17 protein-coding genes are annotated in these 22,152 nt (G+C 56.2%); 7 read left to right on the top strand and 10 right to left on the bottom strand.

All coding sequences use genetic code 11. The features are described from left to right. Positions 1–37: 37 nt before the first annotated feature. The 10 genes from fhuB to hrpB all read right to left on the bottom strand — a co-directional run bounded on the left by fhuB (position 38) and on the right by hrpB (position 16,406). Positions 38–2,020 carry a Fe(3+)-hydroxamate ABC transporter permease FhuB gene (fhuB, locus tag INF61_RS18565; RefSeq protein ID WP_017383744.1) on the bottom strand — a complete coding sequence of 661 codons (1,983 nt, stop codon included), beginning with the start codon at positions 2,018–2,020 and terminating at the stop codon, positions 38–40. After that, entirely contained in the window at positions 2,017–2,907 is an 891-nt protein-coding gene (gene fhuD, locus INF61_RS18570; RefSeq protein WP_003856240.1) for a Fe(3+)-hydroxamate ABC transporter substrate-binding protein FhuD, read from the bottom strand. The genes fhuB and fhuD overlap by 4 nt, the downstream gene beginning before the upstream one ends. After that, positions 2,907–3,704 carry a Fe3+-hydroxamate ABC transporter ATP-binding protein FhuC gene (gene fhuC / locus INF61_RS18575; RefSeq protein ID WP_003856242.1) on the bottom strand — a complete coding sequence of 266 codons (798 nt, stop codon included), beginning with the start codon at positions 3,702–3,704 and terminating at the stop codon, positions 2,907–2,909. Before fhuC ends, fhuD begins: the two co-directional genes overlap by 1 nt. 50 nt (positions 3,705–3,754) lie before the next feature. Then, complete coding sequence (gene fhuA, locus INF61_RS18580; RefSeq protein ID WP_193547990.1) at positions 3,755–5,965, bottom strand: ferrichrome porin FhuA; 2,211 nt, start codon at positions 5,963–5,965, stop codon at positions 3,755–3,757. Between the two features lie 205 nt (positions 5,966–6,170). Next, positions 6,171–7,118: a fimbrial protein gene (locus INF61_RS18585; RefSeq protein ID WP_223826492.1), complete on the bottom strand. Its 948-nt coding sequence runs from the start codon at positions 7,116–7,118 to the stop codon at positions 6,171–6,173. A 44-nt stretch (positions 7,119–7,162) separates the two neighbouring features. Next, a complete protein-coding gene (locus INF61_RS18590; RefSeq protein ID WP_047364734.1) occupies positions 7,163–9,640 on the bottom strand; it encodes a fimbria/pilus outer membrane usher protein in 2,478 nt (825 codons plus the stop codon). A gap of 20 nt (positions 9,641–9,660) precedes the next feature. Next, entirely contained in the window at positions 9,661–10,374 is a 714-nt protein-coding gene (locus INF61_RS18595; protein WP_032682231.1) for a molecular chaperone, read from the bottom strand. 43 nt (positions 10,375–10,417) lie between these two features. Continuing rightward, entirely contained in the window at positions 10,418–11,026 is a 609-nt protein-coding gene (locus INF61_RS18600) for a fimbrial protein (RefSeq protein ID WP_110871047.1), read from the bottom strand. A gap of 272 nt (positions 11,027–11,298) precedes the next feature. After that, positions 11,299–13,824, bottom strand: a complete 2,526-nt coding sequence (mrcB, locus tag INF61_RS18605; protein WP_015572709.1) for a bifunctional glycosyl transferase/transpeptidase — start codon at positions 13,822–13,824, stop codon at positions 11,299–11,301. A 152-nt stretch (positions 13,825–13,976) separates the two neighbouring features. After that, positions 13,977–16,406: an ATP-dependent helicase HrpB gene (hrpB, locus tag INF61_RS18610; RefSeq protein WP_193547991.1), complete on the bottom strand. Its 2,430-nt coding sequence runs from the start codon at positions 16,404–16,406 to the stop codon at positions 13,977–13,979. A gap of 73 nt (positions 16,407–16,479) precedes the next feature. Between hrpB and thpR the strand changes: the two genes are divergently transcribed. From thpR to panB, 7 genes are all read left to right on the top strand, one after another. After that, positions 16,480–17,034: an RNA 2',3'-cyclic phosphodiesterase gene (gene thpR / locus INF61_RS18615; RefSeq protein WP_003856249.1), complete on the top strand. Its 555-nt coding sequence runs from the start codon at positions 16,480–16,482 to the stop codon at positions 17,032–17,034. Further along, positions 17,024–17,728: a DNA/RNA nuclease SfsA gene (gene sfsA, locus INF61_RS18620; protein WP_017383754.1), complete on the top strand. Its 705-nt coding sequence runs from the start codon at positions 17,024–17,026 to the stop codon at positions 17,726–17,728. Before thpR ends, sfsA begins: the two co-directional genes overlap by 11 nt. A gap of 176 nt (positions 17,729–17,904) precedes the next feature. Next, on the top strand, positions 17,905–18,360 hold the full coding sequence (gene dksA, locus INF61_RS18625) for an RNA polymerase-binding protein DksA (protein WP_001155232.1): 456 nt from the start codon (positions 17,905–17,907) through the stop codon (positions 18,358–18,360). A 59-nt stretch (positions 18,361–18,419) separates the two neighbouring features. Continuing rightward, positions 18,420–19,310: a tRNA glutamyl-Q(34) synthetase GluQRS gene (gene gluQRS, locus INF61_RS18630; protein WP_193547992.1), complete on the top strand. Its 891-nt coding sequence runs from the start codon at positions 18,420–18,422 to the stop codon at positions 19,308–19,310. Between the two features lie 42 nt (positions 19,311–19,352). Continuing rightward, on the top strand, positions 19,353–20,750 hold the full coding sequence (pcnB, locus tag INF61_RS18635) for a polynucleotide adenylyltransferase PcnB (protein ID WP_026080645.1): 1,398 nt from the start codon (positions 19,353–19,355) through the stop codon (positions 20,748–20,750). Then, positions 20,747–21,226, top strand: a complete 480-nt coding sequence (folK, locus tag INF61_RS18640) for a 2-amino-4-hydroxy-6-hydroxymethyldihydropteridine diphosphokinase (RefSeq protein ID WP_015572706.1) — start codon at positions 20,747–20,749, stop codon at positions 21,224–21,226. The genes pcnB and folK overlap by 4 nt, the downstream gene beginning before the upstream one ends. 123 nt (positions 21,227–21,349) lie before the next feature. Next, on the top strand, positions 21,350–22,141 hold the full coding sequence (panB, locus tag INF61_RS18645; RefSeq protein ID WP_015572705.1) for a 3-methyl-2-oxobutanoate hydroxymethyltransferase: 792 nt from the start codon (positions 21,350–21,352) through the stop codon (positions 22,139–22,141). Positions 22,142–22,152: the final 11 nt, after the last annotated feature.

Here is a 22,152-nt window from a genome sequence, read left to right on the forward strand (position 1 = left end):
ACGAAAACGGCAATCTAAGGATTGCCGTTTACTTTTATTACCGACTTTGCTTTCTCAACAGATATATAAAGTACGGCGCGCCGATAAAGGTCGACAGCAGGCCCGCCGGGATCTGATACGGGAACAGCACCATCCTTCCGCACCAGTCAGCAAAGACCAGGATCGCTCCGCCCGTCAGCGCAGAGATCACGATATGCGGCAAAGTCCTGCGGAAGCCCATCATACGGGCGATATGCGGCGCCATTAATCCGACAAAACTGAGCGGGCCGATAGTCATGGTGGCCGTCGCCGTCAGGCACGCGGCCAGCAGCAACAGGGCGATACGCGTTGGCGTCAGCGCCACCCCGACCGCGCGGGCGGTATCCCCACCCAGCGGCAGAATGGTCATCCAGCGACGGCACAGCGGCACAATCGCCAGCAGTACGATCATCACAATCCCGGTATGCACCACCTGACTGCCGGTAGCGTTGTACGTTGAACCGGAAATCCAGGTCAGGATCTGCGCCATGCGCGGATCGCCGCTCGCCTGCAACATCATCAGCAGCATAGTAAACGCGGTGCTGAGCGCCATCCCGGCCAGCAGCATGCGGTGAGGTGAGAACCCCCCTCGCCCGGAGGCGATCAGGATAATCATCAGCGTGACTGCCGCGCCGATACTCCCGGCAGGCATCAGCCAGCCGAACGCATTTCCCGGCACGAGGAACAACATTAACACTACGCCAAACGCGGCCCCGGAGCTGATCCCTAATACTTCCGGGCTTGCCATCGGGTTGCCGGTGAGACGTTGGATAATACAGCCCGCCACCGCCAGCATGACGCCCGCAATTAGCGCGGAGAAGATCCGCGGCCAGCGCCACTGCATGAGTTCATGCAGCAAATCCCCCGTCGCCCAGTGCCAGCCCGTGGCGTCGCGTCCCAGCGAGAGTGCGGCAAACGAGGCGATAACCAGCACCGCCAGCCCGGCAAGGCTGAACCACACCACCGACTGACGTTCGGCATGTACTTTATCGCCGGCATCCATTGCCGGGGCGCTAATGCTGCGCAGGCGCGGCAGCAGCCACAGCAGCAGCGGCGCGCCGATCAGGGCCGTCACCGAGCCCGTGGAAACTTCCATCCAGACGCGCGCCAGCCAGAGAATGAGTTGATCGGAAAGCCAGAGGATCAGCGCGCCAATCAGCGGAGCCAGCATCAGACGCGCCAGCAGACGGCGCGCGCCGAGCATTTTTGCCAGCAATGGCGCAAACAGGCCGATAAACCCGATGATGCCGACGGCGTTAACCAGTAACGCGCTCAGCACAATCGCCAGGGTCAGGGCCGCCAGACGCGCCAGCGACAGCGCCAGCCCCAGATTGCGCGCCACGCCGTCATCGAGGCCCATCAACGTCAGCGGACGCAGCAGCAGCAGCGTCAGCACCACGCCGCCGAACAGCTGCGGCCACAGGCGCTGGACGATACTCCAGTCGGTCTGGGTGAGCGTGCCGGTACTCCACATAAACATGCTTTGCAGCTGGTCGTGGTGAAACAGCACCAGCAGCTGGTTGATCGCCCCACAGTAGAGGCTGACGACCAGCCCCGCGAGGATCAGCGTGACCGGCGAGAGACGTTTTCCCCAGGCCACGCCAAAGACCAGCGCACCGACCACACATGCGCCTGCCAGCGCGGCAAACTGCGAGGTTAACGCTCCCGGCAGGGTCCAGAGAGTGGTGATGGTGATCCCCAGCTGAGCCCCCGTCGCCACGCCCAGCGTGGTCGGCTCTGCCAGCGGGTTACGCAGCACCTGCTGAAACAGTACGCCCACCAGTCCCAGTCCCGCCCCGACCAGCAGGGAGATAGCCAGACGCGGCAGCAGGCTGTAGTGGAACAGCATTTGCTGAATATTATCGATATCCGGTGCGGCAAACGCGGCTGCCCATTGATCGCGCGGTAACGCCGTGCTCAGGTTAAAGCCGGTTAACATCAGGGCAGCCAGAAAAATGAGCGCTAACAGCAACATTGGGAAACGAGCCATACGCGTGCTCATGCCTTGCCTCCCAGTGCATTGTCCAGCACGCGGGCAAAATGCATTGCCGACAGCGTCGCGCCGTAGAACCATACCGCTGGCGCGCGCAGGAAGCGCTGCTCGCGGACGAACGGCATTGCCTGCCAGAGCGGGGTCGCCATCAGGGTTTGCATCTCGCGCTCGTTCCCGTGATCGAAGCACAGCACGTCCACATCACGAAACGCCGCCAGACGGTCAATACCCACGGCGGTACTGCCCCAGAATGTCATCTCGCCTTCCCAGGCATTGCGAATGCCAAAGCTGTCGAGCACTTCCTGGAACAGACAGTTATTTCCAAAGACAAGCATATGGCGGGCATCCAGCAGGGTTACCATCAGCAAAGGCCGATCGCCACGGTGGGCAAAGCGCGGCTTGAGGGAATCAATCAGCGCATCAAATTCATCGAGATGTTTTTTCGCCTGAGCCTCACGGTTGAGAAACTGCGCCATCTCGTGGATGGAATTTTTTGCCATGGTCAGCGGCTTTTTGCCGTCGCTAAAGGAAAAGCCCCGTCCGGGCGCAATCTTCGCCATGGTCTCTTCCGACGGGCCATACCCCGCAGACCAGAATAAATAAGACGGTTTCATCTGGGTGAGAAGCTCAAGGTTCGGCTCCGTACGCAGGCCAATGTCGATGACGGAGTCCGGCAGTTTTGGCTCATTCACCCACAGGGTGTAGTTGGGAATATCGGCCACGCCGTAAGGCGTCACGCCAAGCGCCATCATCAGTTCGACGGGCAACCACTCCAGCGCCACGATGCGGTGCGGATCGATAGCGGCAGCGCGGGCCGGGCCCATCTTTAACAGCAGCGGTGAGAGCGCCATGGCCGTCAGCAGGCGACGGCGGCTAATGAATGTTGAATCCAGCATCAGTAGACAAAGCTCACGGGTGCAGCCCCGGCTGGGTGAGGCAGGATGCCCATAGGAATACCGTAGATATGTTCCAGCGTTTCGCTGCGCATCAGTTCGGCAGGCGTACCCTGAGCGATCATTTCACCGCCGCGCAGCGCTACCAGGTAGTCGCAATAGCGTGCCGCCATGTTGATATCATGCAGAACGGCAATCACCGTCAGGCCGCGCTGCTGACTTAAGCGATGCACCAGCGCCAGGACGTCAACCTGATGAGCAATATCCAGCGCCGAAGTGGGTTCGTCGAGCAGCAGGCAGCGGCTGTCCTGCGCCACCAGCATCGCGATCCATGCGCGCTGACGCTCGCCACCGGACAGGCTATCCACCAGACGGTGCGCCAGCGGTTTTAACCCAACCAGCGCGATCGCCTCTTCCACTTTCTCCCTGTCAGCGACGCCAAAACGCCCGAGCGCACCGTGCCACGGATAACGTCCAATCGCCACCAGCTCGCGCACCGTCATCCCCTCCGCCTGCGGCAACTGCTGCGGCAGATAGGCCACCTTGCGGGCAAAGGCCTTACTGCTCCAGCTCGCCAGCGGCTGGTCATCCAGCAATATGTCGCCCTCGGACGGCGGCTGATGACGACCCAGCATCTTCAGCAGCGTCGATTTACCGGAACCATTGTGCCCGATTAAACCGGTCACTTTACCTGCGGGAAACGTCAAAGAGAGCGGATGCAGCAAGGTGCGCCCGGGTACGCGAAAGGAGAGATTGTTAAGCGTGAAGGTGGAGTCGGATTGCGTTTTATTATCCTGCATGTCAGCCAACTTAAATAAAAAGGGCACGGCGAACCGTGCCCATAAAGAGGTTAGAAGCGGAAGGTCGCGGTGGCAACAACCTGGCGTCCTGCTCCCCAGTAGCATGCATACTCGCTGTAGCAGCTGGAGACGTATTCACGGTCAAAGATGTTGTTCACGTTGACGCCGACGGAAGATCCCGGCAGACCAAAGCGCGCCAGATCGTATTTCACGGTCGCATCCGCCAGGGCATAACCCGCGACGTTAAAGGACTCATAGGCTTTAGGCGACGCTGAGGAGTAGTACGTCACCGTGTTACCGATGTAACGCGCGCCCGCACCGACGGTCAGGCCACTCAGCGCCGTCTCGTGGAAGGTGTAATCCGCCCACAGGGATGCCATGTTGCGCGGTACTTCTGCCGGACGACGACCTTCATACCAGGTATCGTGGGTATATTCCGCATCTGTGTAGCTGTAGGCCGCCGTTACGTTCACGTTAGCCGACACCGCCGCTTTCGCTTCCAGCTCAAAGCCACGGGAGCGAATTTCACCGCCCTGCACGCTAAAGCCGCTGGTCGGGTTCGCCGGATCGGCGGTCAGGTTGTTGTTCTTGGTCAGCTGATATACCGCGGCCGTCACCACAACAGGCAGATCTTTCGGAACATACTTCACGCCCGCTTCATACTGCTTGCCGCGCGCCGGATCGAACGGTTTGCCGCCCTGGGTGGTGCCAGAGAGCGGTTCAAAGGATTCACTGTAGCTGAAGTATGGGGTAATCCCGTTGTCGAACAGGTAGTTAATCCCCCCGCGCCAGGTAAATGCCTGATCGTTAATTTCCGCGGTGGTCCCGTTATTACGGTTAAAGGCATACGTTTTTGCAAAGTCATAGCGGCCACCCATGGTGAGTACCCACTTATCCCATTCCGCCTGATCCTGCGCATAGAGCCCGGTCTGCTCCTGGCGATTTAGCATGGCATACGGGAAGTTCACATTGACGTTCGCATTGCCGTGCTGCGGATTGTTCATGCTGATCGGATCGGCGGTACCGTAGTCAGCATCAATATCATTGCGCATACGAAGGTAATCCACCCCCGTCAGCAGCGTATGGTCAACGGCACCGGTCGCGAATTTCGACTGGAGCTGTGTATCAACCGTGAACGAGTTGAGGTCTTCATCTGAGCGCACGTACGCACGGCTGATCTGGGCCGGAGCGATATAGCCATTACCGTAAACTGAACGGTAAAGCGTATTGATTTTGGTATAACGCAGATTCTGACGCACGGTGAAGGTGTCGTTGAATTCATGCGCGAAGCTGTAACCCACCATTTTCTGACGACGGGAGATCTTATTGTCTTCATCGCCTTCGTTGAAATCGGTCGGCAGTTTGTGCGCCTTTCCGTTAGCATCATAGTAAGGCACAACGGTACCTTCACGCGGCAGCCAGCCGTAGTAACCCGCATCCGGATCGCTCTGGAAGTTGCTCAGGAAAGTGAAATCGGTTTTATCATCAGGACGCCAGCTGAAAGACGGCGCAATCGCGTAACGAGTAGACTTCACCATCTCCTGTTGCGCATTTTCACTGCGTCCCAGGCCGGTCAGACGGTAGGACCACACGCCGTTATCATCAATCGCGTCGCTGAAGTCAAACCCAGTCTGCCACAGGTTATCCGTCCCCATTTTGAACTGAATTTCTTTTAACGGTTCCGTGGTTGGACGCTTGCTGACCATACTCACTACGCCGCCAGGGTGGCTTTTTCCATACAGTACGGACGTCGGGCCTCGCAGCAGCTCTACGCGCTCCAGGAAGTATGGGTCCATCGACGCTTCAGAGTAGTTATCCCCTTGCAGCTTCATACCGTCCAGATACTGGTTGGTGTTCACTGTACTGGAGGTCGTAAAACCACGAATAGAAACCACGTCATAGGTCGTGGAGGCGCCGCGCGTTGCGAAAACGCTCGGCGTGTAGGCCAGCGCCTGTTTAACCGTCCCCGGCTGTTTCATGTCCATCTCTTCACGTGTGACCACGGAAATGGACTGCGGGGTTTTCTCGATCGGTGTATCGGTTTTCGTCGCCGTTGCAGTGCGCTTTGCTGCAATCGTCGGTGCAGGCCCCCAGGCACTCTCCTGCGCAGCCGGTGCGGCAGTAACAGTAATGGTTTCTTCTTTTTTCGGGGTTTCGGCGGCATGAGCATAAGCAGACATGCCGGCAACCGCTGTGGCTACGACGACCGCGATTTTACGCAGCGACGTGTTAATTGGCTGAGCAGTATTGGAAAGCGCCATGATGGATCTCTGATGGAAAAAGTGAATGATAACGTAAACGAGAATTATTATTATGACCGCAGAATAATATGCGAAACGTTGGCTGCATAGCAAGCAGTATGCGGCCCTACAAGATTTAAGGGTTTAAGAATTAACCAGATGAAAATAGAGGGTTAATGAAGTTAGCGGAATGATCGCTAAAGCCCGCCGAAACGGGCCGGAGGGCTTAACGATAAAAGAGTTCGAAAGTCGCGACGGCGTCGACTTTCCCGGCTTTAACCTCTCCCGTTTTGATGTAACGGGCTTTGAGTGGGATCTCAACCGGGACGTTGTCCTGGCTACGGGTTATTGCCGTGTAGCTCTGGTCGAACTGTAACACCGCATCGTTCTTGTCGAGGATTTGAATGCCTACGCCGCTTGCAGCGTTGTCTCCGGTAGCAATGTTGAGGATATTGCCATCCGTTACGCCAGTCGACCCTGCACTGGTGAACTGATAATCAATTTTTGTCCCGGCGGCGCAGTCCGTAATATCAATCCTGAAACGACTGTCGGTCAGGATGTCAGAATACTGACCGTTAAAATCGTGCGCATTGACCGTTTCTAGCGGCACGTAGATGTTTTTATCCGCCAGGTTACAGGTGTTTGTCGTGATGTGCACACTGGTTGGTGAAAAGCGAATTTCGCCTATCACGTCGTTATCGTAAGTTTCATGTGAGGTTAACAGGGACGTATTAAGATCGCCCTCTTCGACTTCACCAATAACGATCAACTGAGCGGTAGCCCGGAAATTGTAATTCGTTGAAAAGCTTCTGATCGTGCCAAGATAAGTTTCCGGCCTGATAATGTCTTCTTCGGTATAGCTGGGGAACTGGGTTGTAGACGCTGCAACGCGAATGCCAATACCGGCCACGTTGGTTTTATACACTCCGGGTAAAACATCTTCACGTGCATCAGCATCACTCAATGAGAGATAGCCTCTACGTACCCGAACGGAATCACCATCACATCTTTGCGCAATTTCACCTGATTCCACACTGGCGTCATAAATAATGGTACCGACCTGAACGTCTGGCTCAAGCTGGATGACAGCGGGAATGTTGAAGGTAACAATTCCCCCGCTACTTCCGCCTCCCGTAAATGTACAAGTTGCGAATGCCGGAGCTGAAAACAGCATGATTAGGCCAGCCATTGCGCTGATGAATAGTTCTTTGCTACGCCTCATTGGCAATTTACCGTCATTTTCAAAATAGTTGCTGAGCGCCCGGGAGGGAGATCCCCCGCCCACGCACACCGTTGATCGCGCCCGTCACCCCACTGCACATTCAGGGAAACCGCTTCATGCAGACCGGTAAGCCAGACTTCTCCTTCATCACCGACGATAGCCGTTGCACTTTCCTGCGTGACAATGGCGCCGAAAGGTACCGGCTTGCCGTGGAAAAGCAGCGTGATAAGCGCACGCTTCCCCACTCGTGCATCAAAATTCGCTGAGATGGCCGCGCCTTTTGTTGGGACAACATCCTGGGTAGCGGCGGCAATTTCAATATCTTCACGATCCTGGGTGTTGACCGTAATACCGTTTTTCCGGTAGGCCGTCAGGGAAGGGACAATCGCGTTACCAAAGCGATCGGTGTAGATCCCTCGCCCGTTCTGTACTTTGACGTTATCGCCATCTTTGATATGGACAATGGCAAAGGCGTCGCGGACGGATTGCCCCAGGGTTACTCCATGTTCATGCGCAACAATTGAACCCTGCGCGCTGTAGTTCCACTGTCGGTTATCGCCCCCGTAGTTATACCCCAGCCCGACATCACCGGCAGATCCCCGGTAGCGCCCGGATACACTGCCACCATAGCCAGTATCGTGACTGGCATAGGTCTGCTGGAGGTTATAGCTGAGGTTATTGTTCTCAAGTGCCGTGCCGCCGATCCCTACCTGATGCGAAACGAATCCACCGCTGGCAGTGTTGGCGCTGTAAGTTGACCATGCGTTCGCTAGCCAGCGTGAAAGAGGTACGTTGACCATCAACGCCATTTGCCGATCGGTATTGGCGTCCGGCGTACGCGTCAGGCTGTAGCTTACCGACCAGGTTATACCGCGCCAGCCGGAGCTTAGCCCCGCACTGACGCTGCGCTCGTGTCCCGCCATGTTCCAGTAATCCTGCTGATAGCCATTAAGGTAAGCCGATCCCCAGTCCGAAACGCGTTGGGAAAGATTAACCTGCATGCGGCTGCGCCGATTATTGGTTCGCCGATAGGTATAAATCCCATCGTCAATCTCGCTGTCACGCTGGTCGACAGCTTCCTGAAAGGTATAAAACCCTGAGGTGGAATAACGGTAGCTGGCAAGCGTCACGGTGGTGTCTGTATCCGGAATATCCCTGGAATACTGCGCACGCCATGACATCCCGCGGGCATCATCTCGTCCATCATCAAAAGCCGTACGGGCGGCGGTCACATCCACGGATGCCGATCCGAAACGGCCAAGATCGGCCCCTGTTCCCGCCAGCATAGCCTGATACGACGATGCAACGAGCGCGCCGGCGTATGTTGTTACGCCATAAGGCAGGCCGTAAATGACCGTCCCTTGCAGAAAAGGGGGCTCGTCCTCACCTTCATTACCGCGATAACGCCCTGCCGCCAGCGAATATTTAAATGCCCCTTCCCGCTGTAGCACCGGTACCGATGCGCTGGCCTGGATGAAGCTGTGTTCGCTGCCGTCGGCCTCTTCCACCGTCACCTCCAGATCCGCGCCGGATGTGACCTGGCTTAAATCGCGAATCTCAAATGGCCCCGGAGAGACGTTGCTTTGATAAATGGTGTAGCCGTTTTGCCTGATGGTGACTTTTGCATCGCTATTTGCGATACCACGCACCACGGGGGCAAACCCCTGCTGGCTGGTGGGCAGCATGGAAGTATCCGTTTCCAGCTTCACGCCGGTCATTTGGACGCTGTCGAAAAGCTCGCCGTTAGTGTACGTCTGGCCTATCTCAAGCTGGCTTTGCAGGGTTTTGATATCACGTTGCAGCGTACTGGCGATTGCATCCCAACCGGCGTTGTCACTCCAGGTGCTGTTGTTACGCAACCGCCACGCCCCGAGGTTGATCCCCGACTCCAGACCAAGCCATGCAGATGACGTTTCACCAGAACGGTAGTGCTGCTGAGAGCCGCTAAACTGGTAGCTTGTCCAGGCGGCGGGAGCACCGTCATCCCAGAATTTAGGCTCGATAGCCCCGGCCGCAGCCTGATCGCGGTATTTTTGCGGGATCACCAGCTTGAGGGTCTGATTATCCTGGTCGTAATCGTAGCGGGCATTATCAATAAAATGGGAGATGTCATCGATTATCGCCGCATCATCCAGATCTTTCATGTCCGGGATCGTGTCGACTTTTACCCCTAATGCACGCAGATCCGCTTTGGTCAGCTCCGGTAACAGGCGCTGCTTATCGTCAGACAAGATCCAACTCACCGTGCGTTTATCCAGAACATCCCGATCCCACATAATGGTCGTCAGAAAGTTTCCCGGCAGTAAGCCATTATCATTGATGAAATTTTTTAGCGTTGAGGTGTTTTCCAGCGGAGTGTCCATCTCGAGGATCCGCAGGTTAAATTCGTCATCTGCACTCACAGGCTGGATCATCGCGAGCAGCGCTAACGCGATTCCCTTCAGAACCTGTTTGTAGAGTGGAGATGACGACATAGGGTACCAGCATTGTGTGTTTAAAGAGCCTGCTTGCGCTGGGAGGTTTGCGCGCCGAAATCGCTAATAGCAGTCCACGTCACGGGCCCGTTTGCAGATTGAGGCACAGAAAAATATTGCTCGCTGAAAGGTGCGACCATCATTGAAATCGCCCCCGGCGTGGTTTTTGTGTCAGTCACAGGGACACTTTTCCCGCCCACGGCCAGCTCGCCAAAGGAGACGTAAAACGGCGTTGGGTTTTTCGCAATGAGCCTGTTCCCCTGGCGGCGGAAGGTGATTTTTTCATAGGCTTGTAGCGCATCGGCTTCTTTCAAATCAGCAGGGCGCCAGAACAGCTTCAGACGCGTTTTCATCGCGAATTGCAGCGTATTCTTGTCTTTTAAGTCAGGTGATAACGCCGAGACGGATTTCACATTCGCCAGAAATAAAGATTCGCGATCTGCGGGCAGATTTTTTTTATCGCCGGTAAAAATGATGTGCAAAAGGGTCTGACGATTTTCCTGTAATTTATAGACAGGCGGCGTAATGATGAAAGGTGCTTTTGCATCATTGGGGTAACTCACCCAGCTTTGCACCAGATATCGAGTATGAGGGTCTTTATTTTTTAGTGCTATTTGTACTTCGGATTTATTCGATGGATAAATAATTCGCGTGCCACCGAGAACCACACTTGCCTGTACTGAACAGCAAGAGATAATCAAACATCCACCTAACAATTTTAATAAATAATTCATACTACGTTCCAGAAGGCAGCCATTTCAGGCTGCCAAAATAGATTTAGCGATAAACAACCTCGAACGTTGCAGATGAGGAGTAGTGACCTGCTGTTGGTTTGTTATCACCAACCTGAATAACTTTCGCGGTGTAATTAAAGACAGATGCTGTGGCGCCAGTGGCATCGTTCGCAACATCGGTACCGGCTTCCGGTTCTGATCCGTTGAAAACCACGTCCCCCTTAGTCCCATTTTCATTACTGACAATGATGCCAACGTTGGTCGCATTGCCAGCGCCGGAAAGATCGTTCTTCAGGCGCTTGTATTCCGCATCCGTTGTGGTGCCGCTGAACTTGAGGTTCAGTTTGGCAACCAGCGGATCACATTTTTTCACTTCAATCTTAAAGGCCTTCGACGTCCCGACCTGACCGTCAGTACCAAAATCAGAAGGATAAGTATCTGCAAATGTGACGGTGGAAGTATTGGACCCCGAGCCATCAACATCAATTTCACAGGTATCCGCCACAATTTTTCCGGCGAAATTTACCGTACCAGAATCGTTCGCTGCAAATACCGGCAGAGAGAGTGCAGCCATAATCGTGCTGGCCAGCACCGTTGAAACAACATATTTACTCATAACAATATCCTTATATGTGATGATGAAGATATCCATTCTTGATATATACAAAAATGTTGGGAAGTCCTCTAAGGAATATCCTGTGAGGTCAGTAAATTTCTGGAGAGGATTTAATCAGATTATTCTTCATCACGTCTAGATCGCAAAATGATAACACCCGAATAATCGGACACAACTTTCTGTTTTAGATGAAAAAAAGCAAAAATTAATAATTCTACATTTTAAATTTAATAATTTTAAATATAAATGAATGTAAACATAAAAAAAGGCCGCTTAATCATTAAGCGGCCTTTTATTCAGGAAACTAATTAGTTTCCGCCAAACATGTCCTTGATCCAGCCGGCGACACCGTCGCTGTCTTTCTTCTCATTCTGCTGCTGCGGCTGTTGCTGCTGCGGCTGCTGGGGTTGAGAAGACTGATCAAACGGGTTACCTGTCGGTTCTTCTGGCTGACTTTGCTGACACAGCGCATCCGGGTTAGTCGTCCAGACCGGCAGCGTACGCATCCCGCCACCGCAAATAAAGTTGCCCGATGCGTCCACGCCCATATCAACGATATCTTCCGGGGCAACCAGGTTCAGCGGCACCGGAGACTGGTTGGCCAGGTAGCGCTGGTAAATCGACATCGCACCGCTCGCGCCATACAGTTTGGTCGGCTGGTTGTTATCGCGCCCCACCCAGGTGATGACCACTTCACGACCATCAATACCGGCGAACCAGGTATCGACGTTGTTGTTGGTGGTCCCGGTTTTACCCGCCAGATGCAGGCCCGGATACTTCGCTCCCAGCTGACGGCCTGTACCGCGCTGGACAACCTGCTGCATGGTCCACAGCGTCATATAGGCCGCCTGCGCCGGAACTGCACGTTCTGCCTGCGGGAAGCTCTGATACAGCACGGAGCCATCTTCGGCAATCACCGAACGCAGAGCGGAAAGCGGAGCACGGTTACCGCCGCTGGCGATGGTCTGGAACGCCTGCGCCACTTCGATTGGCGTCAGGTTAAGCGCCCCCAGAATCATCGCTGGCACCGGGTGCAGCTGATCTTTCGGTACCCCCAGCTTCTGCCAGGTGTCGGTAATGGCCGGCAGGCCCAGCGCCATTCCGAGGTTAACCGTTGGCACGTTCATCGAGCGGGTTAACGCATCCACCAGCATGACCTGGCCGCTGAACTGTCTGTCATCGTTCTGCGGTGACCAAACCTGGCCGTTAGGCTGGCGCAGGGAAATTGGCGCATCGGCAATCCAGGTATTCAGGCGATAAAGATTCGGCTGGCTCAGCGCGGTCAGATAGGTCGCCGGTTTTGCCAGTGAACCAATTGAACGACGCGCCTGCATGGCACGGTTATAGCCCGCAAACTGCGGCTCAGCACCGCCCACCATGGCACGAACTTCGCCGGTGTTACGGTCAACCACTACCATCGCGGTTTCCAGATCGCTCAGCTTACGCTGCTTTTTCAGCGCCGGAATACCTTCTACCGCCGCTTTTTCTGCGGCGTCCTGTGCCACGGAGTCAAAGGTGGTAAAGATCTTCACGCCGGAGAGATCTTTCACTTTATCCCCGAGCTTAGACTGCAACTCCTGACGCACCATCTGCATAAAGGCTGGCTGCGGAGAAATCACCCCACCACGCGGCTGAACGCCCAGCGGACGCGCGCTCAGCATGTCGTACAGCTCCTGGTCAATCACCTGCTGTTGTTGCAGCAGACGCAGCACCAGGTTACGACGCTCCAGCGCCAGTTTCGGGTTACGCCACGGGTTGTAGATCGACGCGCCTTTCACCATGCCCACCAGCAGCGCCTGCTGGTCAAGGCTCAGCTCTTCTACCGGACGACCAAAGTAGTACAGGCTCGCCAGCGGGAAGCCGCGGATCTCGTTGTCACCGCTCTGACCGAGGTACACCTCGTTCATGTACAGCTCAAGAATACGATCCTTGCTGTAGCGCGCATCCATCAGCACGGCCATGTACGCTTCGTTGGCTTTACGCCAGTAAGAGCGCTCGCTGGAGAGGAACAGGTTTTTCACCAGCTGCTGGGTCAGGGTACTTGCCCCCTGCACCGTACGCCCGGCAGTCAGGTTCGCCAGTACCGCACGACCAATGGAGTAAAGGCTAATACCGTCGTGCTCGTAGAAGTGGCGGTCTTCGGTTGCCAGCAGGGTATCTACCAGCAGATCCGGGAAGCCGTTACGCGCCACGAACAGGCGCTGTTCGCCGTTTGCGGACGACAGCATGGTGATGAGGCGCGGATCGAGACGGAAGAAACCGAACTGGCGATCGTTATCCATGTTCTCAATGGTTTCCAGACGATCGCCGTCAAAGGTCAGACGCGCGCGCACCTGCCCTTCTTTACTGTCCGGGAAGTCGAACGGACGGCGGATCATCTCAATGCTTTTCGCCTGGACGGTAAATTCACCCGGACGGGTCATTTTCGTGACCTGACGATACTGTGTGGCTTGCAGCAGCTTCACCATCTCGTTCTTGCTGATGGACATGTCCGGCTCAAGGTTCACCATGCGACCGTACACTGCCGCAGGCAATTGCCAGACTTTCCCGTCGATACGGCTGCGGATCTTCTGATCCAGATAAACGCCGTAAATCGCGATCAGGACAACAAAAACAATGAACAGCTTCAGCAGCAACCAGAACCAGCCGCGCTTACCACGAGGCTTACGCCCTTTGCCTTTCCCTTTACGTGGCATCGGTTCTTCATCCTCATAATCGTCTTCATAGTCATCGTCATACTCCTCATCTCTGAGGCGACGACGGCTTACCTTTTCTTTCGCCGGACGCGTCGGCTTTCCCTTACGTCCTATTGGCTCGCGGTCATTCCCCGCCATGCTTTTTCTCCGCAACATTCAGGCGCAAAGGCCAGATTTTCTTATCTTGCACAGGTCAGTGAAAGAAGAAATCTCTCAAAGTTTGTTTCTCCCTCTCCCCGTGGGAGAGGGCCGGGGCGAGGGCATCAGGCCGCACTCCCCTTTTCGATCCATTACGAATATTTCTTCGTGCGCCGTGTCGGCGCGGTATTCGCCGGATCGTCCGGCCAGACGTGTTTGGGATATCGCCCTTTCATCTCTTTCTGCACCTCACGATAGCTCCCCGCCCAGAACGCCCCCAGATCGCGGGTGATCTGCAAGGGACGATGCGCAGGCGAAAGCAGCTCAAGCACTAACGGCACGCGCCCTTCAGCGATGGATGGCGTGGTGGCCTCACCAAACATCTCCTGCATCCGAACCGCCAGCGCCGGCGGATTATCCTCATGATAACGAATGGCAATCCGGCTCCCGGTTGGCACAGTGTAATGCCCAGGCAGTTCACTATCCAGACGTTGACGTAACGACCAGTCCAGTAAATTCTGTAACGCTGCCTTAACATCAAGCGCCTTCAGGGCGCGCAGCGAGTGTACGCCGTTCATCTGCGGCAACAGCCACTGTTCAAGCGTCGCGAGCAGCGTCTCATCATCCACCGCTGGCCACCCCTGTTCCGGCAGCCACTTCGCGGCGCAATGCAGGCGAATGCGATACTGTTCGGCCTCCGGCGTCCAGTTCAGTACGCTCAGCCCTTTTTCCCGAATGCCGTTCAGCATCGCCTGGTGTAACTCTTCCTCCGACGGCTTCGCCAGCGGTTTCGTCCCGAGCGTCAGTTTGCCAATCTGGCTACGACGGAACGCCTTCAGCGTGCCCTGGGCATCATCCCATTCCACGATGTCAGATTGCTGAAGCAGCTGCGGGCAGGCACGCGTCAGCGCGTCAATATCCACGGCAACCGCCTGTAAAATACGCGCGTCCGGGGAGTGGCTGCCCTGGAGCAAGAGCGGCGCGATCAGCCATTCGTGACGCGTCAGGGCGTCATCGCTGTCCAGCATCGCGCCCATCCCATTTGCCAGCTGATAGCGACCATCCAGCCCGCGACGGCGAGCGATCCTGTCCGGGAAGGCCTGGGCCAGCAGAGGGATAACTTTATCGCTGTCAGGCGAACCGCCCCGGCAATTCAGGCGTTTACACAGCTGCTGCGCGCGTTGTTGCCAGTTTCCCTGATGGCGAGAAAAGGCCTGTCCCAGATCGCTGCTGCCACCGCGCGGCGGCTCCTCAAGAATAGCCGCCAGTTTTGCCGCCGTGGCAATTTCATCGTCGCCCTGTGCTGCCACCAGCATTGCCGCCAGACGCGGATCGTTGCCCAGCGCCGCCATTTTCTGACCGCGCGCCGTCAGTCGCTCGTCTTCCAGCGCGCCAAGCTGGGTCAGCAGGCTGCGCGCGGCGGAAAGGTTCACGACAGGCGGAGGATTAAGCCAGGTGAGCTGGTCAGGGTCCGGGCAGCCCCACTGCATCAGATCCATCACCAGCCCGGAGAGATCGCTTTGTAAAATCTCAGGCGTGCTCTGCAATGTCGCACGCTCCGCCTGCTCGGCGCTGGTTAAATGCAGGCAAATACCCGGCTCAAGACGCCCTGCTCGCCCTGCGCGCTGCACCATTGAGGCCTGGCTGATGCGCTGCGTCAGTAGCCTGGTCAGCCCGGTACGCGGATCAAAACTGGCCACCCTCTCCTGCGTACTGTCCACCACCAGGCGAATGCCTTCGATGGTCAAACTGGTTTCCGCGATATTGGTTGCCAGCACCACTTTGCGCTGCCCCGCCGGTGCGGGAAGGATCGCCTTGCGCTGGTCAGCCAACGGCAGCGCGCCGTAGAGCGGGCACAGCATAACGTCACTGTTCACCCGGGATGCCAGCTGCTCCTGTACGCGCTGGATTTCGCCTACGCCGGGTAAAAACAGCAGCAGCGAGCCGGGTTCCTGACGGAGCAATTCGGCGGTGGCGATGGCAACCGCTTCGTCAAAACGCTGATGGGCAGGCAGCGGCTGATAGCGGCGCTCGACCGGGAACGCACGCCCTTCAGAGGAGATCATCGGCGCGTCAGGGAGCGTCTGCCGGAGCCGCTCGTTATCCAGCGTCGCCGACATAATCAGCAACCGAAGGTCGTCGCGCAGCCCCTGCTGAACGTCGAGCAGCAGCGCAAGGGCCAGATCGGCCTGGAGGCTGCGCTCGTGAAATTCATCAAGGATCACCAGCCCGACGCCGGTCAGCTCCGGATCGTTTTGCAGCATACGGGTGAGAATACCTTCGGTGACCACCTCCAGCCGCGTGGACGGTCCAACGCAGGTTTCGGCGCGCATCCGGTACCCTACCGTCTCGCCCGGTTTTTCATTCAGCAGTTCCGCCAGGCGCTGCGCCACATTGCGCGCCGCCAGCCTGCGCGGCTCCAGCAGGATAATTTTCCCGCTGATGCTCCCCTCGCGCAGAATTTGCAGGGGCAGCCAGGTGGATTTACCCGCTCCGGTGGGCGCGCTGAGCAAAACCTGTGGCGCATGTTCTAAGGCTGCGAGTAGCTCAGGAAGGACGACGGCGACGGGCAAAGAGGACACTTACGGCTCCAGAGGGTTAACATTAATCGGCGTACATTGTAGCATCGGCGCATATCATTACCGAGTCTTGCGCATGTCTGAGTCAAAACGGCTATTCTTCGCCATTGAATTACCCACCACGCTTCAACGGCAGATTGTTCGCTGGCGCGCCAGCCACTTCCCCGCGGAAGCGGGCCGCCCCGTCGTCGCCGCCAATATGCACCTGACGTTAGCCTTTCTTGGTGAAGTAAGCGCTGAAAAGCAGCGCGCGTTAAGCGCAATGGCCGGACGCATTTCGCAGCCGGGGTTTACGCTGCATCTTGACGATGCCGGGCAATGGCTGCGCTCTCGGGTGGTCTGGCTGGGGACGCGGCAGCCCCCTCGCGGACTGCTACAGCTCGCCAACATGCTGCGGGCGCAGGCCGCGCGCAGCGGCTGTTATCAGAGCCCGCAGCCGTTTCATCCCCACATTACCCTGCTGCGCGATGCGGGTCAGGCCGTTGCCATCCCGCCACCGGGCTTTCACTGGTCCTTTCAGGTGAATGAATTTGCGCTGTACGAATCTGCCTTTGTACAAGGACGCACCCGCTATACTCCGCTTCAGCGCTGGACGCTGGGCGACACGTTAAGGAATCCTGATGAAGTTTAGCCCTGCACTCCAGCCCGCCACGCTGATCCAGCGTTACAAACGCTTTCTCGCTGACGTGATCACCCCTGAGGGCGAAACGCTCACGCTGCACTGCCCTAACACCGGCGCCATGACCGGTTGCGCCACGCCGGGTGACACGGTCTGGTATTCCACATCAGAAAATACTAAACGCAAATATCCTCATACCTGGGAAATGACCAAGACGCAAAGCGGGGCATTTATTTGCGTGAATACCCTGCGCGCAAATCAGCTGGTTAAGGAAGCCCTGACAAATGGAATGCTTCCTGAACTGGTGGGTTACGGCACGCAAAAAAGCGAAGTGAAATATGGCGATGAAGGCAGCAGAATTGATTTTATGTTACAGGCGGAAGACCGCCCTGAGTGCTATATTGAAGTGAAATCAGTGACGTTAGCGGAACAGGAAAACGGCTTCTTTCCGGATGCGGTAACGCTACGTGGCCAGAAGCATCTGCGAGAGCTAATGAGTGTAGCGGCGGCGGGCAAGCGCGCCGTGTTGCTGTTTGCGGTTCTGCATTCAGCCATTGAACGGTTTTCCCCGGCCCGTCATATTGATCCTAAATACGCGCAATTGTTGAATGAGGCACAAAAGCAGGGGGTAGAGATTTTCGCTTATAAAGCGGAACTTTCTGCCGATAATATGACTCTGAGATCCTCTCTTCCCATTGTCTTATAAGGGATTAGACGATTGACTAATAAGTGTTCTGGCCGCGTGCGCAAATACGCTTTTCCTCACAGGGTTGTCAAGTGTTACGTTTAGATAATTGCCATACGGAAAAGCATCTGCTATTTATAGCGACCTGATTTTTCCCCCAACACGGGGATCGATAGTGCGTGTTAAGGAGAAGCAACATGCAAGAAGGGCAAAACCGTAAAACATCGTCCCTGAGTATTCTCGCCATCGCTGGGGTGGAGCCGTATCAAGAGAAGCCGGGCGAAGAGTATATGAACGAAGCCCAGCTGTCGCACTTCAAGCGTATTCTTGAAGCATGGCGTAATCAACTCAGGGATGAAGTCGATCGCACCGTTACACATATGCAGGATGAAGCTGCTAACTTCCCGGACCCGGTCGACCGTGCCGCTCAGGAAGAAGAGTTCAGCCTCGAACTGCGTAACCGTGACCGCGAGCGCAAACTGATCAAAAAGATCGAAAAAACGCTGAAGAAGGTCGAGGACGAAGATTTTGGCTACTGCGAATCCTGCGGTGTTGAAATCGGTATTCGTCGCCTGGAAGCGCGTCCAACAGCCGATCTGTGCATCGACTGTAAAACGCTGGCAGAAATCCGCGAAAAACAGATGGCCGGCTAACGCCTGCCCTCTCACTACTCAGCTAAGGCGGGAGTCTCTCCCGCCTTGTTACCGTTGATATGTCTGAATCTCACTATATCGGGCGCTTTGCGCCATCTCCCTCCGGTGAATTACACTTCGGCTCATTAATTGCCGCGCTCGGCAGCTACCTACAGGCTCGCGCCCGCCAGGGTCAATGGCTGGTCCGCATTGAAGATATCGATCCTCCACGTGAAGTTCCCGGTGCAGCAGACACTATTCTGCGTCAGCTGGAACATTACGGTCTTCACTGGGACGGCGACGTACTCTGGCAGTCTCAACGCCATGATGCCTACCGTGAACGTCTGGCGTGGCTTGCTGAACAGGGCCTTTCCTATAACTGCACCTGCACGCGGGCGCGAATTCAGAGCGTGGGTGGCGTTTACGACGGCCACTGCCGTACGCGGCACAACGGTCCTGAGAATGCCGCCGTGCGGCTGATACAGCGTACTCCGGTGACGCAGTTTACCGACGTACTCTCAGGAACAATTCAGGCGGATGAACGCCTGGCGCGTGAAGATTTTATTATTCACCGTCGTGATGGTTTGTTTGCCTATAACCTGGCGGTGGTTGTCGATGACCATTTCCAGGGCGTTACGGAAATCGTGCGCGGGGCGGATCTGGTTGAGCCTACCGTGCGGCAAATATCGCTTTACCAGCAGTTTGGCTGGGCGGTGCCGGATTACATCCATCTGCCGCTGGCAGTCAATGAACAGGGAAATAAGCTATCGAAACAGAATCATGCCCCGGCGCTGCCTGACGGCGATCCGCGCCCGGTTTTGATCGACGCGCTGCGATTTCTCAACCAGAATGTAACGCAGGAATGGCAGGATCTGAGTCTGGATGAATTGCTGAAAACGGCCATTGCTGACTGGGCGCTTATGGCCGTGCCAAAAATCCAGCATTCTCAAATGCGTTGCGCTGAGCTATGATTAGCCGCTTTTTTGATAACAAAACACACTACGAGGTGTACTATTTTTACCCGAGTCGCTAATTTTTGCCGTAAAGTGCTGAGCCGCGAAGAGAGCATGGCGAACGACGCTATTGCACAGCCACACATGTCGGTCATTCCGCGTGAGCAGCACAATATTTCCCGCAAAGATATCAGTGAAAATGCCCTCAAGGTGCTCTATCGTCTGAATAAAGCAGGCTACGAGGCCTATCTCGTCGGCGGCGGGGTGCGCGATTTACTGCTGGGCAAAAAACCAAAAGATTTCGACGTGACGACCAGTGCCACGCCTGAGCAGGTGCGTAAATTATTCCGCAACTGCCGTCTGGTTGGCCGCCGTTTCCGTCTGGCGCACGTGATGTTTGGACCGGAAATTATTGAAGTGGCGACCTTCCGCGGTCACCACGAAGCGGGCGTCAACGATCGTACGACTTCCCAGCGCGGCCAAAACGGTATGCTGCTGCGCGACAACATCTTCGGCTCTATTGAAGAAGATGCTCAGCGTCGCGATTTCACCATCAACAGCCTTTACTACAGCGTGGCGGATTTTACCGTGCGCGATTACGTCGGCGGTATGCAGGATCTGAAAGATGGTCTGATTCGCCTGATCGGTACGCCGGAAACACGCTATCGCGAAGATCCGGTCCGAATGCTGCGCGCCGTGCGTTTCGCCGCCAAGCTGAACATGCGTATCAGCCCGGAAACCGCAGAGCCGATCCCGCGCCTGGCGACGCTGATCAACGACGTGCCCCCTGCCCGTCTGTTTGAGGAGTCGTTAAAGCTGCTCCAGGCAGGCTACGGGTTTGAAACCTACAACCTGCTGCGTGAATACAACCTGTTCCAGCCGCTGTTCCCGACCATTACCCGCTACTTCACCGAAAACGGTGACAGCGCAATGGAGCGGATAATTGCGCAGGTGCTGAAGAACACCGATACCCGTATTCATAACGATATGCGCGTGAATCCGGCGTTCCTGTTCGCGGCCATGTTCTGGTATCCGCTGCTGGAAACGGCGCAGCGCATTACCCAGGAGAGCGGTCTCGCCTATTATGATGCGTTCGCGCTGGCGGCAAACGACGTGCTGGACGAAGGCTGTCGCACGCTGGCGATCCCGAAACGTATTACCACGCTGGTGCGTGATATCTGGCAGCTTCAGCTGCGTATGTCCCGCCGTCAGGGTAAACGCGCCTGGAAGCTGATGGAGCATCCTAAGTTCCGCGCCGCGTTCGATCTGCTCTCTCTGCGTGCTGAAGTTGAAAGGAACCCGGAACTACAGCGCCTGGCGCAGTGGTGGGGCGAGTTTCAGGTTTCTGCGCCACCGGAGCAAAAAGATATGCTTACGGATCTGGATGATGAACCGGCACCGCGCCGTCGTCACCGTCGCCCGCGCAAACGCGCACCGCGTCGTGAAGGTACGGCATGACCCTTGCGTATATCGCCATCGGCAGCAATCTGGCCTCTCCGCTGGAGCAGGTTAACGCTGCCGTGCAGGCCCTTGGAGAGATCCCCCAAAGCCGCATTGTCGCGCTGTCCTCATTTTACCGTACGCCGCCGCTCGGCCCGCAGGATCAACCTGATTATCTGAACGCCGCCGTGGTGCTGGAAACGACCCTTGACGCAGAAACGCTGCTGGATAATACCCAGCGTATTGAGCTACAGCAGGGTCGTGTCCGCAAAGCCGAACGCTGGGGACCGCGCACGCTCGATCTCGATATTATGCTCTTCGGTCACGAGGTGATTAACACCGAACGCCTCACCGTTCCGCATTACGACATGAAAAACCGCGGGTTTATGCTCTGGCCACTGTTTGAAGTCGCGCCCGATCTCACCTTCCCTGACGGCTCCTCGCTGCAAGCCGTTCTGCAAAATCTCAACGCGGATAAACCGGCCCGCTGGTAATCCCGCCTCCGCATCGATTAACCATTCCTTATTTGCGGTTAATCGATTGCCTAAAATCATTGTTCCCTCAAATGTTACTGTTAGAATGCGCAAAGATTCGCTTTTGGGCCATCAGGAAACAGTATGAAACCAACCACCATCTCCTTATTGCAGAAATGCAAACAGGAAAAAAAACGCTTCGCCACTATCACCGCGTATGACTACAGCTTCGCAAAACTGTTTGCCGAAGAAGGGATCAACGTCATGCTGGTCGGAGACTCGTTAGGGATGACGGTACAAGGACATGATTCCACTCTGCCGGTCACGGTCGAGGATATTGCTTACCATACCCGCGCCGTGCGCCGGGGTGCCCCCGCCTGCCTGCTGCTTTCCGATCTGCCGTTTATGGCGTATGCCACCCCGGAGCAGGCCTTCGAAAATGCGGCGACAGTGATGCGCGCCGGCGCCAATATGGTCAAAATCGAAGGCGGCGCCTGGCTGGTCGATACGGTGAAAATGCTCACCGACCGCGCCGTGCCGGTTTGTGGTCATTTGGGGCTGACGCCGCAGTCGGTCAACATCTTTGGCGGATATAAGGTGCAGGGCCGAGGCGATGCGGCGCAGACGCTGTTTGATGATGCCGTGGCGCTGGAAGCCGCGGGCGCGCAGCTGCTGGTGCTGGAGTGTGTGCCGGTTGAGCTGGCTAAGCGTATCACTGAGGCGCTGTCGATTCCGGTGATCGGCATCGGTGCGGGTAACGTCACCGATGGCCAGATTCTGGTCATGCACGACGCCTTCGGGATCACCGGCGGCCATATTCCAAAATTTGCTAAAAATTTCCTGTCAGAAGCAGGCGACATGCGTGCTGCTGTGCGGCAGTATATTGCCGAGGTTGAGTCCGGCGTTTATCCGGGCGAAGAACACAGTTTCCATTAAGGAGTCCAGGT

This window comes from Enterobacter cloacae complex sp. P18RS, assembly GCF_014982105.1.
Lineage (GTDB): Bacteria > Pseudomonadota > Gammaproteobacteria > Enterobacterales > Enterobacteriaceae > Enterobacter > Enterobacter hormaechei_C.

What these genes read in the sequence shown, in the direction of transcription:
- fhuB (WP_017383744.1), bottom strand. Translation starts at nt 2,020, where the DNA reads ATGAGCACGCGTATGGCTCGTTTCCCAATGTTGCTGTTAGCGCTCATT.
- fhuD (WP_003856240.1), bottom strand. Translation starts at nt 2,907, where the DNA reads ATGCTGGATTCAACATTCATTAGCCGCCGTCGCCTGCTGACGGCCATG.
- fhuC (WP_003856242.1), bottom strand. Translation starts at nt 3,704, where the DNA reads ATGCAGGATAATAAAACGCAATCCGACTCCACCTTCACGCTTAACAAT.
- fhuA (WP_193547990.1), bottom strand. Translation starts at nt 5,965, where the DNA reads ATGGCGCTTTCCAATACTGCTCAGCCAATTAACACGTCGCTGCGTAAA.
- INF61_RS18585 (WP_223826492.1), bottom strand. Translation starts at nt 7,118, where the DNA reads ATGCTGTTTTCAGCTCCGGCATTCGCAACTTGTACATTTACGGGAGGC.
- INF61_RS18590 (WP_047364734.1), bottom strand. Translation starts at nt 9,640, where the DNA reads ATGTCGTCATCTCCACTCTACAAACAGGTTCTGAAGGGAATCGCGTTA.
- INF61_RS18595 (WP_032682231.1), bottom strand. Translation starts at nt 10,374, where the DNA reads ATGAATTATTTATTAAAATTGTTAGGTGGATGTTTGATTATCTCTTGC.
- INF61_RS18600 (WP_110871047.1), bottom strand. Translation starts at nt 11,026, where the DNA reads ATGGATATCTTCATCATCACATATAAGGATATTGTTATGAGTAAATAT.
- mrcB (WP_015572709.1), bottom strand. Translation starts at nt 13,824, where the DNA reads ATGGCGGGGAATGACCGCGAGCCAATAGGACGTAAGGGAAAGCCGACG.
- thpR (WP_003856249.1), top strand. Translation starts at nt 16,480, where the DNA reads ATGTCTGAGTCAAAACGGCTATTCTTCGCCATTGAATTACCCACCACG.
- sfsA (WP_017383754.1), top strand. Translation starts at nt 17,024, where the DNA reads ATGAAGTTTAGCCCTGCACTCCAGCCCGCCACGCTGATCCAGCGTTAC.
- dksA (WP_001155232.1), top strand. Translation starts at nt 17,905, where the DNA reads ATGCAAGAAGGGCAAAACCGTAAAACATCGTCCCTGAGTATTCTCGCC.
- gluQRS (WP_193547992.1), top strand. Translation starts at nt 18,420, where the DNA reads ATGTCTGAATCTCACTATATCGGGCGCTTTGCGCCATCTCCCTCCGGT.
- folK (WP_015572706.1), top strand. Translation starts at nt 20,747, where the DNA reads ATGACCCTTGCGTATATCGCCATCGGCAGCAATCTGGCCTCTCCGCTG.
- panB (WP_015572705.1), top strand. Translation starts at nt 21,350, where the DNA reads ATGAAACCAACCACCATCTCCTTATTGCAGAAATGCAAACAGGAAAAA.